At 62.5% G+C, this 14,680-nt stretch carries 14 protein-coding genes; 3 read left to right on the top strand and 11 right to left on the bottom strand.

Features of this window, described 5'->3' with window-relative positions; translation table 11 throughout:
* Positions 1 to 3 precede the first annotated feature (3 nt).
* Complete coding sequence (locus tag ACSPX5_RS01585) at positions 4 to 885, top strand: dihydrodipicolinate synthase family protein (protein ID WP_207867674.1); 882 nt, start codon at positions 4 to 6, stop codon at positions 883 to 885.
* 61 nt (positions 886 to 946) lie between these two features.
* On the opposite strand, the gene ACSPX5_RS01580 is transcribed toward ACSPX5_RS01585, so the two are convergent.
* Entirely contained in the window at positions 947 to 1,291 is a 345-nt protein-coding gene (locus ACSPX5_RS01580; RefSeq protein WP_169429208.1) for a YegP family protein, read from the bottom strand.
* 22 nt (positions 1,292 to 1,313) lie between these two features.
* Entirely contained in the window at positions 1,314 to 1,895 is a 582-nt protein-coding gene (locus ACSPX5_RS01575; RefSeq protein ID WP_085605454.1) for a DJ-1/PfpI family protein, read from the bottom strand.
* Between the two features lie 169 nt (positions 1,896 to 2,064).
* Here ACSPX5_RS01575 and ACSPX5_RS01570 point away from each other — a divergent pair, with 169 nt between their 5' ends.
* Positions 2,065 to 2,979 (top strand): DMT family transporter, encoded by a 915-nt coding sequence (locus ACSPX5_RS01570; RefSeq protein ID WP_129972890.1) that lies wholly within the window; start codon positions 2,065 to 2,067, stop codon positions 2,977 to 2,979.
* Here ACSPX5_RS01570 and ACSPX5_RS01565 read toward each other — a convergent pair.
* From ACSPX5_RS01565 to ACSPX5_RS01550, 4 genes are all read right to left on the bottom strand, one after another.
* Positions 2,969 to 4,201: a class I SAM-dependent methyltransferase gene (locus ACSPX5_RS01565; RefSeq protein WP_323161564.1), complete on the bottom strand. Its 1,233-nt coding sequence runs from the start codon at positions 4,199 to 4,201 to the stop codon at positions 2,969 to 2,971. The two genes, ACSPX5_RS01570 and ACSPX5_RS01565, sit on opposite strands and share 11 nt — an antisense overlap.
* A gap of 309 nt (positions 4,202 to 4,510) precedes the next feature.
* Positions 4,511 to 5,128: a TPM domain-containing protein gene (locus tag ACSPX5_RS01560; RefSeq protein WP_323161563.1), complete on the bottom strand. Its 618-nt coding sequence runs from the start codon at positions 5,126 to 5,128 to the stop codon at positions 4,511 to 4,513.
* Between the two features lie 28 nt (positions 5,129 to 5,156).
* The gene (locus tag ACSPX5_RS01555) at positions 5,157 to 5,909 is read right to left on the bottom strand and encodes a TPM domain-containing protein (protein ID WP_169429205.1); all 753 of its coding nucleotides are present in this window, start codon (positions 5,907 to 5,909) and stop codon (positions 5,157 to 5,159) included.
* A gap of 13 nt (positions 5,910 to 5,922) precedes the next feature.
* A complete protein-coding gene (locus ACSPX5_RS01550; RefSeq protein WP_169429204.1) occupies positions 5,923 to 6,531 on the bottom strand; it encodes a LemA family protein in 609 nt (202 codons plus the stop codon).
* Between the two features lie 260 nt (positions 6,532 to 6,791).
* Here ACSPX5_RS01550 and bglX point away from each other — a divergent pair, with 260 nt between their 5' ends.
* Positions 6,792 to 9,083 carry a beta-glucosidase BglX gene (gene bglX, locus ACSPX5_RS01545; RefSeq protein ID WP_439820821.1) on the top strand — a complete coding sequence of 764 codons (2,292 nt, stop codon included), beginning with the start codon at positions 6,792 to 6,794 and terminating at the stop codon, positions 9,081 to 9,083.
* A gap of 136 nt (positions 9,084 to 9,219) precedes the next feature.
* On the opposite strand, the gene ACSPX5_RS01540 is transcribed toward bglX, so the two are convergent.
* The 5 genes from ACSPX5_RS01540 to ACSPX5_RS01520 form a co-directional block, all read right to left on the bottom strand.
* Entirely contained in the window at positions 9,220 to 10,377 is a 1,158-nt protein-coding gene (locus tag ACSPX5_RS01540) for a phospholipase D-like domain-containing protein (protein ID WP_323161561.1), read from the bottom strand.
* Position 10,378: 1 nt separating this feature from the next.
* Positions 10,379 to 10,969 carry a YceI family protein gene (locus ACSPX5_RS01535; RefSeq protein WP_439820820.1) on the bottom strand — a complete coding sequence of 197 codons (591 nt, stop codon included), beginning with the start codon at positions 10,967 to 10,969 and terminating at the stop codon, positions 10,379 to 10,381.
* Positions 10,970 to 11,050: 81 nt separating this feature from the next.
* The gene (locus ACSPX5_RS01530) at positions 11,051 to 11,821 is read right to left on the bottom strand and encodes an IclR family transcriptional regulator (RefSeq protein ID WP_323161559.1); all 771 of its coding nucleotides are present in this window, start codon (positions 11,819 to 11,821) and stop codon (positions 11,051 to 11,053) included.
* Between the two features lie 59 nt (positions 11,822 to 11,880).
* Entirely contained in the window at positions 11,881 to 13,338 is a 1,458-nt protein-coding gene (locus ACSPX5_RS01525; protein WP_439820819.1) for an amidase, read from the bottom strand.
* A complete protein-coding gene (locus ACSPX5_RS01520) occupies positions 13,335 to 14,645 on the bottom strand; it encodes a citrate-proton symporter (protein WP_439820818.1) in 1,311 nt (436 codons plus the stop codon). Before ACSPX5_RS01520 ends, ACSPX5_RS01525 begins: the two co-directional genes overlap by 4 nt.
* Between the last annotated feature and the right edge of the window lie 35 nt (positions 14,646 to 14,680).

The following is a 14,680-nucleotide window of genomic DNA, read 5'->3' as shown; positions in this document are numbered from 1 at the left end:
CACATGTCCAACATTCACGGCATCATCGGCTACACCATCACCCCGTTCGGCGCCAACGGCGAAGGCGTTGACCTGCCGGCCCTCGGCCGCTCCATCGACCGTCTGATCGCCGGCGGCGTCCACGCCATCGCGCCACTGGGCAGCACCGGCGAAGGCGCTTACCTGAGCGATGCGGAGTGGGACCAGGTCGCCGAGTTCAGCATCAAACACGTGGCCAAACGGGTGCCGACCGTGGTCAGCGTATCCGACCTGACCACCGCCAAAGCGGTGCGCCGCGCCCGTTTCGCCGAAGCCCATGGCGCCGACGTGGTGATGGTGCTGCCGGCGTCCTACTGGAAACTCACCGAAGCGGAGATCCTTGCGCATTACCGCGCCATCGGCGACAGCATCGGCGTGCCGATCATGCTCTACAACAACCCGGCCACCAGCGGCACCGACATGTCGGTGGAGCTGATCCTGCGCATCGTCAACGGCGTGGAAAACGTGACCATGGTCAAGGAGAGCACCGGCGACATCCAGCGCATGCACAAGCTGCAACTGCTCGGCGAAGGCCGGGTGCCGTTCTACAACGGCTGCAATCCGCTGGCGCTGGAAGCGTTCGCCGCCGGGGCGAAAGGCTGGTGCACGGCGGCGCCGAACCTGATTGCGCAACTCAACCTGGATTTGTACGAAGCCACGCTGGCGGGGGATCTGGGCAAGGCGCGCGAGCTGTTCTACCGCCAGTTGCCTCTGCTGGATTTCATCCTCAAGGGCGGCTTGCCGGCGACGATCAAGGCCGGGCTGCGACTGACCGATCTGGAAGTCGGCGATCCGCGGTTGCCGGTGTTCCCGCTGAGCGAGGCCGGGCGCAATCAGTTGCAGGCCATTCTCAAAACCCTGAGCTGAGTTCAACGTACACACCAACCCTGTGGGAGCAAGCTCGCTCTCACAGGGTTTTGAGCTGGATTCAAAGCACCGGCAGGGTTTTATCCTTGATCACCTTGGTCGGCCCATTGGCCTTCACGGCGGCGATGCCTTTGGCACACGCTGCGTCGGACGAGTAGGACTCGCTGCTGCCGATGACCTGGTGATTGGCAGCCTTGAGGTTGAAATACGGATGCCCGTCCTTCGTCGATTTCTTCTCGTAGCGCTCGTCCAGCGGGCTGTTGACCTGCACCGAAGCGATGCCGTTGTCGGCGGCCGTGCGGGTGGTGTACAGCTCGCTGGTCAGAATGGTTTCGGCATTCGCCGCTTTCAGCACGAACTTGTACTGGCCGTTGCTGCTTTTGCTCAACTCATACCATCCGGACATGCTGTTTCTCCTTATCGATGTGTCACAGGGTGATTTTGGTTCCAAGCAACCCCAGGAAACCGGCCAGCCAGTTCGGGTGCGCCGGCCAGGCGGGAGCCGTGGCCAGATTGCCCTGGACATGGCCGTCCGTGACCGGGATGTCGATGTAGGTGCCGCCGGCCAGACGCACTTCCGGGGCACAGGCCGGATAGGCGCTGCACTCGCGTCCCTCGAGAATCCCCGCCGCCGCCAGCAGCTGCGCACCGTGACAGACGGCAGCAATCGGCTTGCCGGCCTTGTCGAAAGCCCTCACCAGTTCCAGGACTTTTTCGTTCAGCCGCAGGTATTCCGGCGCACGGCCACCGGGTACCAGCAGTGCGTCGTAGTCCTTGGCATCGACCTTGGCGAAATCAAAGTTCAGGGCAAACTGGTGACCGGGTTTCTCGCTGTAGGTCTGGTCGCCTTCAAAGTCATGAATTGCGGTGCGCACCGTCTTGCCGGCGGCTTTGTCCGGGCACACGGCGTGGACGGTGTGCCCGACCATTTGCAGGGCCTGGAACGGCACCATCACTTCGTAGTCTTCGACGTAATCGCCGACCAGCATCAGAATCTTTTTCGCGGCCATGGGCAGGGCTCCTCTGGTGAATGCACAGGAGTATTCAAAATAGTCCAAGGACCGCGATGGCGTTCGCAAACTGTATGGATAACTCTGCTCTCAGCTGTAACAGCCCGATTGCCGTGGTTTGTGGCTAGATGAATGAATCTCCCTGCCACCTTCGAATCTGGTTGCCCTCATGTCTTCGCGCGAAAACACCGGCATGGCCCTCGGCCTGCTCGGCGTGGTGATTTTCAGCCTTACCCTGCCCTTCACCCGCATCGTGGTGCAGGAACTGCACCCGCTGCTCAATGGCCTGGGCCGTGCGTTGTTCGCGGCGATTCCGGCAGCGGCGCTGCTGTTGTGGCGACGGGAAAAGTGGCCGACCTGGAAGCAGGTCAAAGGCCTGAGTTTGGTGATCGCCGGGGTGATTCTCGGTTTTCCGGTGCTGTCGGCCTGGGCCATGCAGACCTTGCCGGCGTCCCACGGCGCGCTGGTCAACGGTTTGCAGCCGCTGTGCGTGGCGCTGTACGCCGCGTGGCTGTCCCATGAACGTCCGTCGAAAGCCTTCTGGGCCTGCGCCGCGCTGGGCAGTGCGCTGGTGCTGGGCTATGCGTTGTATACCGGCGCCGGCAGCATTCAGGCCGGTGATTTGCTGATGTTGGGTGCGATCGCGGTAGGCGGTCTGGGTTATGCCGAGGGCGGGCGTCTGGCCCGGGAGATGGGCGGCTGGCAGGTGATCTGCTGGGCGCTGGTGCTGTCGACGCCGCTGCTGATCGGCCCGGTGCTGTACCTGGCGTTGCAGCATCAGGGCGCGGTGTCGACAAAAACCTGGTGGGCCTTCGGTTACGTCGCGCTGTTTTCGCAGTTCCTGGGCTTTTTCGCCTGGTACGCCGGGCTGGCCATGGGGGGCATTGCCCGGGTCAGTCAGATCCAGTTGTTGCAGATCTTCTTCACCATCGCGTTTTCCGCGCTGTTCTTCGGCGAACACGTGGAACCGATCACCTGGCTGTTCGCCTGCGGGGTGATCGCGACGGTGATGCTCGGGCGCAAGACCGCGGTGCGCCCGGCTCAACCGGGCACGTTACCCGCCGGGGTTCAGCTCAAGCCTTGAGCTTCAGCAGGCCGTCAGCGAGCAGCAGGGTTTCGAGGCAGTGCTCGCTGATCTGGTAGAACGCCTTCAACTCCTGAATTTTCACCAGCAGCTGAGTCGGGTCCACCGGCTCGGCGCGCTTCACCGCCAGAATCATCTTGTTCTTGTTGGTGTGGTCCAGCGAGATGAACTCGAACACCTTGGTCTCGTAACCGCAGGCTTCAAGGAACAGCGCACGCAAGCTGTCGGTGACCATTTCCGCCTGCTGGCCCAGATGCAAACCGTACTGCAGCATCGGCTTGAGCAGCGCCGGGCTCTGGATCTGCAGGCGGATCTGTTTGTGGCAGCACGGCGAGCACATGATGATCGAGGCGCCGGAGCGGATGCCGGTGTGGATCGCATAATCGGTGGCGATGTCGCAGGCATGCAGGGCGATCATCACGTCCAGCTCGCTCGGCGCCACACTGCGCACATCGCCGCACTTGAACACCAGCCCCGGGTGTTCGAGCTTCTGCGCGGCGGTGTTGCACAGGTTGACCATTTCTTCACGCAGCTCGACGCCGGTGACTTCGCCCTCGGCCTTCAACGTGTTGCGCAGATAGTCATGAATGGCGAACGTCAGGTAACCCTTGCCCGAACCGAAATCCGCCACCCGCACCGGTTTGTCGAGAGCCAGCGGTGACGAAGTCAAAGCATGGCTGAAGACTTCGATGAACTTGTTGATCTGCTTCCACTTGCGCGACATCGCCGGGATCAGCTCGTGTTGCGCGTTGGTGACGCCCAGATCCTTGAGGAACGGCCGGTTCAGATCGAGGAAGCGGTTTTTCTCGCGGTTATGCTCGGCAGACGGCACTTCACGTAATTGCTGGGGCTTGCTCATGAACAGCGAGCTCTTGCCCTTTTTGCTGTATTCGAGCTGGGCTTCGTCAGTCAACGCCAGCAAATGCGCATTTTTGAACGCCGCCGGCAGCAGCCCGGCAATCGTCGCCACTGCTTCGTCCAGCGGCAGATTCTTGGTGATGTCGCGGGTCTTGTAGCGATAGACGAACGACAGGCACGGCTGCGCCTTGACCGTCACCGGTTTGATGATGATCCGCTGCAGGTCCGCTTCTTCGCCGACGTACTTGGCCAGCACCAGTTTGATGAAGCCGTTCTGTTCGAGGCTGGTTTGCAGCAGCTCGATGAACCGGGCGTGGTGATCGGGCGCCGGTTTGGCAGATGCGGAGGGAGCGGTAACGGACATGGGAAAAAGCGGCCTCGGACGGGCAAATCGGGAATGGACGCTAGTTTAGGGGGGATGGGGATTGGGGACACGCTCTTATTTACCGAACGGCTTTTAAAAGCGGCCCTCACCCCAGCCCTCTCCCGGAGGGAGAGGGAGCCGACCGAGATGTCTTTCGCTATCCATCGACCTGAAATATCGAGTCGATTATGGATTCAAAGCCAATCGTTCAAGTCGGTGTATCTCCTCAATATCCCCCAATCGGCTCCCTCTCCCCGGGAGAGGGCTGGGGTGAGGGCTGCGATATCAAGTCTTACAACACTGCCGAAACTACCCCAACACCACCAACCGATTCGGCAACTCATTCCTGACCTGCGTCACCGGCACATGCACCTTGAGCAACTCGCCGCACGCCTCGATACAAGTGACAAAGCCCTGCAACGTCTGCCCCTGCCGTACCTGCTCGGTAAACACCGCGACAATCGAGTCCCAGCTCTTGTTATCCAGTTTTTTGGAAATTCCTTCATCCACCAGAATTTCCACATACCGCTCCGCCTCGCAGACAAAAATCAGCATGCCGGTGCTGCCCACCGTGTGGTGCAGGTTCTGTTCGAGAAACTGCCGCCGCGCCAGGTTCGAGGCGCGCCAGTGCCGGACGTGGCGCGGGACCAGATGAGTGGTGACCTTGGGCAAACGAAACACCAGGCACAGCACGACGAAACTGATCCACTGCACCAGCAACAGGCTGTGCATCGTCAGCCAGCCGGTCAGGTAATGCACGATCCCCGGCACCACCAGCGCCAGCAGGCTGGCCCACAGCAACGGGATGTACGCGTAGTCGTCGGCGCGGGCCGCGAGCACTGTCACCAGTTCGGCGTCGGTGTCGCGCTCGACCCGGGCGATGGCCTCGGCGACCTTGCGTTGTTCGTGTTCAGTCAGTAATGCCATGTCGTGAAGTGCCTGCTCATTATTGTTATCACCAGCCGCCGGAGGAACCGCCCCCGCCGAAACTGCCACCGCCGCCGCTGAAGCCCCCGCCTCCACCGCCGCCGCCAAAACCACCGCCACCGAAGCCGCCCCCTCCTCCGGAACCGCCCCGGCCGGCGGGAAGGATACCGAGCATCTGGCAGACAAAAACAGTCAGGATGAACAACATCACCAGAAATACGAACAATGCCGGGTGCCGCGAGACGAAATCGTCCGCGGGATCGCCGGCCGATTCATACACCGTGGAAGGTTCGTCCAGCGGATTGCCGCCCAGCACCACCAGCATCGCCGCCACGCCGTCGCTGATGCCCTTGCTGTAATTGCCGGCCTTGAACGACGGCGTGATGACCTGATGAATGATCACCGAACTCTGGGCATCGGTCAGGCGATCCTCCAGCCCGTAGCCGACTTCGATGCGCAATTTGCGCTCGTCCCGGGCGACGATCAGCAGTGCCCCGTTGTTCTTGTCCTTCTGGCCGATACCCCAGTGCCGGCCGAGTTCGACGCCATAATCCTCGATGGTGGCGCCTTGCAGGTTCGGCAACGTCACAACCACAAGCTGCTCGCCGGTCGCCTGTTCGTGAGCCTGCAACTGCTGGCTCAATTGCGCACGTACCGACGGCTCGATCATCTGCGCGTCGTCCACCACCCGCCCGGTCAGCGCCGGGAAGGTCAACTCGGCCCGGGCGCTGACGGCGAACAGCCACAGCATCAGCACCAGGCCCATTTTCAGCACACGCATGGGCATCCCCGGCTCAGAACTTCACTTCCGGGGCCTTGTCCGCGCCGGGGCTGGTGGCTTCGAAGGTCTCGCGGATCGGCAGGTCGCTGTACATCACGCTGTGCCAGAGGCGACCGGGAAAGGTGCGGATTTCGGTGTTGTACTTCTGCACCGCCAGAATGAAATCCCGGCGGGCCACGGCGATGCGGTTTTCCGTGCCTTCAAGTTGCGATTGCAGGGCGAGAAAGTTCTGGTTGGCCTTCAGGTCCGGGTAGCGTTCGGACACCACCATCAACCGGCTCAAGGCACCGGTCAGTTGATCCTGAGCCTGCTGGAACTGCTTGAGTTTTTCCGGGTTGTCGAGGGTGCTGGCATCGACCTGGATCGACGTTGCCTTGGCCCGGGCCTCGACCACCGCCGTCAGCGTGGCCTCCTCGTGTTTGGCATAGCCCCTCACGGTTTCCACCAGGTTGGGGATCAGGTCGGCGCGGCGCTGATACTGATTCTGCACCTGACCCCACGCGGCCTTGGCCTGTTCGTCGAGGGTCGGAATGTTGTTGATGCCGCAAGCGGTCAACAACGTGGCCAGCATCAGCAGGGTGGCGACCTGCAAACGCGAGCGGTAGACAGGACTGACATTCATCGGACGGGTGCTCCCTTGCACATTTCATGAATAATGAATCGCGAAACATTCTCAGCCGGCGGTTACGGCATAATCGCCCGCGCCACTGGATTGCGGCGGGCCGATGGGCTAAAAAGAGGCCCTGCGCGATCACGTCGCCGAAACTTTCGACGTACATTCGGCTGTCGTTTTCTGAATCAGCACCCGAACAACAATAGTCGCTCCCTAAATTTTGGCTGGCCGGTGTTGTAACGCCGTTTAGGCCCTTGAGAAAACTATTCATGAAGAAGCTGTGTTTGCTGGGCCTGTTCGTCAGCCTGGCCAGTCATCAGGTACTGGCCGCCACGACCCCGGTCCCCCTGGAAAACAAGGACGCGTTCATCAGTAACCTGATGAAACAAATGACCCTCGACGAGAAGATCGGCCAGTTGCGCCTGATCAGCATCGGCCCGGAAATGCCCCGCGAGCTGATCCGCAAAGAGATCGCCGCCGGCAATATCGGCGGTACGTTCAACTCGATCACCCGCCCCGAAAACCGTCCGATGCAGGACGCGGCGATGCGCAGTCGCCTGAAGATTCCGATGTTTTTCGCGTACGACGTGATCCACGGTCACCGTACGATTTTCCCGATTCCGCTGGCCCTGGCGTCGAGCTGGGACATGGACGCCATCGGCCAGTCCGGGCGCATCGCCGCCAAAGAGGCGGCATCCGACAGCCTCGACATCACCTTCGCGCCGATGGTCGACATCTCCCGCGACCCGCGCTGGGGCCGCAGCTCCGAAGGCTTCGGTGAAGACACCTACCTGACTTCGCGCATCGCCAAAGTGATGGTCAAGGCCTATCAGGGCGACACGCCGAGCGCAGCCGACAGCATCATGGCCAGCGTCAAGCACTTCGCCCTGTACGGCGCGGTCGAGGGCGGTCGCGACTACAACACCGTCGACATGAGCCCGGTGAAGATGTACCAGGACTACCTGCCACCGTATCGCGCGGCAATCGATGCCGGCGCCGGCGGCGTGATGGTCGCGCTGAACTCGATCAACGGCATCCCGGCCACCGCCAACACCTGGCTGATGAATGACCTGCTGCGCAAGGACTGGGGCTTCAAGGGCCTGGCGGTCAGCGACCACGGCGCGATCTTCGAGCTGATCAAGCACGGTGTGGCCCGCGACGGTCGCGAAGCGGCGAAGCTGGCAATCAAGGCCGGCATCGACATGAGCATGAACGACACCCTGTACGGCAAAGAGCTGCCGGGGCTGCTCAAGTCCGGCGAGATCGAACAGAAGGACATCGACAACGCCGTGCGTGAAGTCCTCGCCGCCAAGTACGACATGGGCCTGTTCAAGGATCCGTACCTGCGCATCGGCAAGGCCGAAGACGATCCGGCCGACACCTACGCCGACAGTCGCCTGCACCGCGCCGACGCCCGTGAAGTGGCCCGCCGCAGCCTGGTGCTGCTGAAGAACCAGAACGAAACCCTGCCACTGAAGAAAACCGCGAAAGTCGCGCTGGTCGGCCCGCTGGCCAAGGCCCCGATCGACATGATGGGCAGTTGGGCCGCCGCCGGTCGTCCGGCGCAGTCGGTGACCCTGTTTGACGGCATGAGCAATGTAATCGGCGACAAGGCGAACCTGATCTACGCCCGTGGCGCCAACATCACCAGCGACAAGAAGGTTCTCGACTACCTGAACTTCCTCAACTTCGACGCCCCGGAAGTGGTCGATGACCCGCGTCCGGCCAATGTCTTGATCGACGAAGCGGTGAAAGCCGCCAAAAACGCTGACGTGGTCGTCGCGGCCGTGGGCGAGTCCCGTGGCATGTCCCACGAATCGTCGAGTCGCACCGACCTGAACATCCCGGAGAACCAGCGCGAGCTGATCCGTGCCCTGAAAGCCACCGGCAAGCCGTTGGTGCTGGTGCTGATGAACGGCCGTCCGCTGACCATCCTCGAAGAGAAAGAACAGGCCGACGCGATTCTGGAAACCTGGTTCAGCGGCACCGAGGGCGGCAACGCCATCGCCGACGTGCTGTTCGGCGACTACAACCCGTCGGGCAAGCTGCCGGTGACCTTCCCGCGCTCCGTGGGCCAGATCCCGACCTACTACAACCACCTGAGCATTGGCCGGCCGTTCACGCCGGGCAAACCGGGCAACTACACCTCGCAGTATTTCGATGACACGACCGGGCCGCTGTTTCCGTTTGGTTTCGGCCTGAGCTACACCGATTTCAGCTTGAGTGACATGGCGCTGTCGTCGACCACCCTGAACGCCACCGGCAAGCTCGACGCCAGCGTCACAGTGAAAAACACCGGCAAGCGTGACGGCGAAACCGTGGTGCAGTTGTACATCCAGGACGTCACCGGTTCGATGATCCGTCCGGTCAAGGAGCTGAAGAACTTCCAGAAGATCATGCTCAAGGCGGGCGAGCAGAAGGTCGTGCACTTCACCATCACCGAAGATGACCTGAAGTTCTACAACGCCCAGCTCAAGTACGCGGCCGAGCCTGGCAAGTTCAACGTGCAGATCGGCCTGGATTCCCAGGACGTGACGCAGCAGAGCTTTGAATTGCTTTAAGTAACACTGCGAAACCAATGTGGGAGCGGGCTTGCTCGCGAAGGCGATGTATCAGCGACATCTGTGCTGAATGACACTCCGCCTTCGCGAGCAAGCCCGCTCCCACATTAGACTTATGGAATGCTCGAAATCAGAGTTATCCGCGTCTGTCGAGCAGGTTGACCACCACCCGATCCACCCAGCCCCACACCCGCTGCTTTACCCGCCGCCACAGCGGCCGGCGCTGCCATTCCTCCAGACTCACCTGCTGACTCAGGCCGAAGTCTTTCTCGAAACTCGCCACCACCGCTGCCGTCAGTGACGGATCCAGCGCCTCCAGATTCGCCTCAAGGTTGAAGCGCAGGTTCCAGTGATCGAAATTGCACGAACCGATGCTCACCCAATCGTCCACCAGCACCATTTTCAGGTGCAGGAAACACGGCTGGTATTCGAAGATTTTCACCCCGGCCTTGAGCAGGCGCGGGTAGTAACGATGCCCCGCGTAACGCACCGACGGGTGATCGGTGCGCGGCCCGGTCAGCAGCAGGCGCACATCGAGCCCGCGGGCGGCGGCCTTGCGCAGGGAGCGGCGGATTTTCCAGGTCGGCAGGAAGTACGGCGTGGCCAGCCAGATACGCCTCTGGCCGCTGTTCAGGGCGCGGAACAGCGATTGCAGAATGTCGCGATGCTGGCGAGCATCGGCATAAGCCACGCGGCCCATGCCCTCGCCCGTGTCTGGCACTCGGGGCAATCGCGGTAGGCCGAAATGCGCGTTGGGCCGCCAGGCCCGGCGATGGCGGTTGGCGATCCATTGGCGGTCGAACAGCAATTGCCAGTCAAGCACCAAGGGGCCTGTGATCTGCACCATGACCTCGTGCCATTCGCTGGTGTCGTGGCCCGGCGTCCAGAACTCATCGGTGACCCCGGTGCCGCCGACCACCGCCAGACGCTGGTCGACCAGCAACAGCTTGCGATGATCGCGATAGAAATTGCCGACCCAGCGCCGCCAGTTCAGCCGATTGTAAAAACGCAATTCGACCCCGGCACCGGTCAGCCGCCGGCGCAACGTGAGGGTGAAGGCGAGGCTGCCGTAATCATCGAACAGGCAACGCACCCGCACGCCCCGCTCGGCCGCCAGCACCAGCGCCTGAACCACGGCTTCGGCGCAGGCACCCGCCTCCACCAGATAAAGCTCCAGTTCGATCTGTTCACAGGCGCGGGCGATTTCCTCAAGCATGCGCGGAAAGAACTGCGGGCCGTCGATCAACAGTTCGAAGCGGTTGCCGTCACGCCACGGGAACACTGCGCCGCGCATGTCAGCGCGCCGTGAAGATCAGCACCGCACCCACCGGCACCGACAGACTGATGGCCGACAGGCCGGCCATGTTGCGCAAGGTTTCCAGGCCCGGCAGCAGATCGAAATCCTCGGCGCTGATCACCAGTGGTTCCAGCGTCACCACTTGAAAGCGTCGGTCATCAAGCCGAGTGGCGAGCAGTTCGGCGGGGTATTCATGCTGTTTGCCGTGCAGGTTGACGGTCAGCGGCAGGCGCAATTCAAGCTGCGCCCCGGGGGCCAGATCGTTGATCGGGCGCAGGTCGATCTGGGTGGTGATGGTCGCTTCGGGGAATTGCTCGATCTGGAACAGTTCCTTGCGCATGCGCTCATCGCGCAGCGGGATGCCGCTGTTGATCGAGTCCAGTTCGACCTCGACTTCGGCACGGCCATCGGGATCGACCTTGCCATGCAGCACCAGAAAGCGCTGCACTTCAGAAATATTGGTGTTTTTCGTGCTGACGAACGACAGCCGCGACGACTCGCCGTCCAGATACCAGTTGGCCTGGGCCGGCAGCGCGGCGGCGGCCAGCAGCAGGCCGGCGAAGGCGTTGCACAGAGTACGGTTGAACATTGAAGACTCGTGGGGCCGATAAACCTGCACGAACCTTAACTGGCCGTGGCGTTATTGCAAGCTGTCAGTCTCTGCAAACGCTCAGGCCAACGCCTGCTGCACCTCGCCGATAGTCGATGCGAGGCTGTTGAGGTGCAGGCTCAGCACCCGCTCCACCGGCGCCTGATCCATCGGCCAGTGCAGCGCCATGCTGCCGACCAGCCGCCCTTGCGCACGGATCGGCAACGCCACCGCACGAATCAGGAACGGCAGGCGCACCGGATACTCCCAGTAACCTTCGGTGCGCTGGCCGAAGCCCTGATGCAAGGCTTGTTCGGTGGCCTGCAATACACCGTCATCCGCCAACCGTTCGCGCTCGGCCAGACGTTTCACGTCCTGGCTGTCGAGTTCGCCAAGGCACGCCCGGCCCATTGCCGAATGAAACAGGCTCGCGTGATGGCCGACGATCTGGCAGTTGGTTGGATAGCGCTTGCGCAACACCTGCGGGATCGCACTTTCCATCACTTCAACCCGTTCGCCGTCGAAGCACGACAGATCCGCCACCAGTCCGGTGCGCTCGCTCAGCTCCAGCAGCATCGGCGCCGCACTTTCCACCAAATGACGCTTGAAACGTTGCTGACGATCACCGAACAGCCGCTTGGCGCACAACCGGTAGCGGCGGTCGCTGAGGCCACGATAGATCCAGCCCTGCTCCTGCAAGGTCGCGAGCATCCGAGACACCGTGGCCTTGGGCAGGGTCGTCAGGTAGTGCAATTCCTCCAGCCCCAACGCCTGATGCTCGCCGAGCAATTCGACGATGGCCAGCGCCCGTTCGACTGAGCGCACGCTGCCGGTGTCTGCCTTGCTGCCCATATGTTCGACCTCCATGGATGCGGATCAAAGATCACTTCGCCCAGCAAGATGCGGGCCGCTCAGGCCGATTGCAGGCATGCCGGCGGTCGCCGCTCGACCCAGCGGGTCAGTTGCTCATGAGCATAGGCCAGTTGCAGCACCGCCCGATCCGCCCGGGCCGGGCCGATGATTTGCAGGCCCATCGGCAGCCCGGCCGGGTTGAAACCCACCGGCACGCTGATGCTCGGCAGCCCCGCCAGGGTCGGGCCGATCACCACTTCCATCCAGCGATGATAGGTGTCCATGGTCTGCCCGCCGACGACTCGCGGCCACGGTTGCCGTGCATCAAAAGGGAACACCTGGGCGGTGGGCAACAGCAGGAAATCGTAACGCTCGAACAACTCGCTCACGGCACGATACCACTCGCTGCGTGCGACCGACGCCTGATAGACCTCGGCCGCCGTCAGACGCAAACCGCCTTCGATTTCCCATTGCGCTTCGGGTTTGAGCAACGTCCGTTTTTGCGGGTCGGCATAGGCGGCGCCGAGGCTGCCCTGCACCAGAAAATGCCGGTGCGTGAGCCAGGTTTGCCACAGGCGTTCCATGGAAAAGTCCGGCTGGCAGGCCTCGACGTGGCAACCCAATGCACTGAAATCCGCCAGCGCCGATTCGCACAGGCTCAACACGCCATCGTCCATCGGCAGATAGCCGTTGTAATCGCCAAGCCAACCGAGGCGCAGGTCGTTGCAGTCCTGTTGCAGATCCAGCCCGAAATCCCGTGGTTCATCGGCCAGCGACAGTGGCACTCGCGCATCGTAGCCAGCCTGGGTCGAGAGCAATCGTGCGACGTCGGTGACCGTGCGCCCCATCGGACCTTCGGTGGCCAGTTGCTGAACGAACACTTCCGGCATCGGGCCGTGAGGCACACGGCCCTGGGACGGGCGCAAACCGAACACGTTGTTGAACGCCGCCGGGTTGCGCAGCGAGCCCATCATGTCGCTGCCGTCGGCCACCGGCAGCAGACGCAGGGCCAGCGCCACCGCCGCCCCGCCGCTGCTGCCGCCGGCGATCTGGCCCGGATCGTAGGCGTTGGTGGTGGTACCGAACACGCGGTTGTAGGTCTGCGAGCCGAGGCCGAATTCCGGGACATTACTCTTGCCGATGATGATCGCCCCGCAGTCGCGAACCCGCGCCACGCTGATCGCATCGTGCTGCGGCACTTGCTCGGCGAACAGTGGCGAGCCGAGGGTCGTGCGCAATCCGGCAGTGGCCGCCAGGTCCTTGATCGCCTGGGGCATGCCGTGCATCCAGCCTCGGGACTCGCCGCGATCCAGTTGCCGGTCGCATTCATCGGCCTCGCGCAGCAGCACGTCTTGCGGGCGCAGCGACACCAGCGCGTTGACCGCCGGATTGAAGCGGTCGATGTGCGTCAGATACGCCTGCATCACCTCGCGGCACGACACCTTGCGGGCATGGATCGCCCGGGACAGCGCATCGGCGTCGAGGGCGACAATCGGATCAATGGCTAACGGACTCACGGTTTCACTCCCAGGTTGAGCGCAACGGGTTTCTTCACACGCGGGGCCTCCTGCAAACAGTAAGTACCGAGCAGGGTCAACAGGCAAGCGAACAAGACATAGAACGACGGCGCCACCGGGGTGTTCAGAACTTTACTCAGCCAGGTGACGATCAGCGGCGCGAAACCACCGAACACCATCACCGCCACGTTGTAGGCCACCGACACGCCAGTGGAGCGAACTTCAATCGGGAACTGCTCGGCCAGCGCGGTCGGGGCCGGGCCGAAGAACCCGCCAATCGCCGTGCACAGCAACAGTTGCATCACCAGCAGGCGCTCGATCGAAGGCGCCGCCGCGACCCACACATACAGCGGGTAGACCATGACGAAGAATGCCAGGGTGAAGGCCATCAGCACCGGCCGCCGACCGAGGCGATCCGACAGTGCGCCGGAGAACGGAATCACCACGGTCATCAGCCCCACCGCGAGCATCTGCACCAGCAACACCTGATCCAGCGGCAGGCCGAGGCTTTTGTGGGCGAAGGTCGGCATGTTTACCAGCACCACGTAAAACGACACCGTCGCGCCACACGCAAGCCCCATCGACACCAGCAGGCTGCGGCGATGTTCGCGCAGTACCTGCCATAGGCCTGGCGCTGCGCCTTTGGCTTTCTTGCGCGCTTCAAGAAACTCTTCCGGCTCTTCCATGTGCTTGCGAATCCACAAGCCCACCGGGCCGATCAACAGGCCGAGCACGAACGGAATCCGCCAGCCCCAACTGTCCAGCGCTTCGGGGGGAAACAGATGCGTGACCAGCGCCACCATCGCCGCGCCGCTGAACACCGCCAGGCATTGCCCGACCAGTTGCCACGAACCGTACAAGCCTTTGCGATGGGCCGGCGCGCTCTCCACCAGAAACGCCGTGGCGCTCGCATATTCACCGCCCGTGGCAAAGCCCTGAAGCATCCGCGCCACCACAATCAGCAACGGCGCACCCATGCCGATGGCGGCGTAGTTCGGCGCGAACGCGATCAGGGCGATGGACACGGTCATCAGGCGGATGATCATCTGCATCGCGGCCTTGCGCCCTTTGCGGTCGGAGTAGATGCCCAGCAGGATGCCGCCCACCGGACGCATGAAAAAGCCGACGCCGAACGTCGCCAGCGCCATCAGCAGCGAAGCGTAGTCGTCGTCGGACGGGAAAAATTGCCGGGCGATGATGCTCGCCAGAAAGCCGTAAACGATGAAGTCGTACCATTCCAGGGCGTTGCCGATGACGGCGGCGACCACTTGCCGGGTGCGCGAAACGCCTGCGTTCGAAGTCTGCATGGGGATTCTCCAGAAGCTGTTGGTTGACCACGCAG

The organism is Pseudomonas sp. HLG18 (genome assembly GCF_051903985.1).
Taxonomy (GTDB): Bacteria; Pseudomonadota; Gammaproteobacteria; order Pseudomonadales; family Pseudomonadaceae; genus Aquipseudomonas; species Aquipseudomonas fluorescens_BT.
The sequence above is the reverse complement of the archived record's forward strand: the minus strand, read 5'-3'. Positions and strand labels throughout refer to the sequence as shown.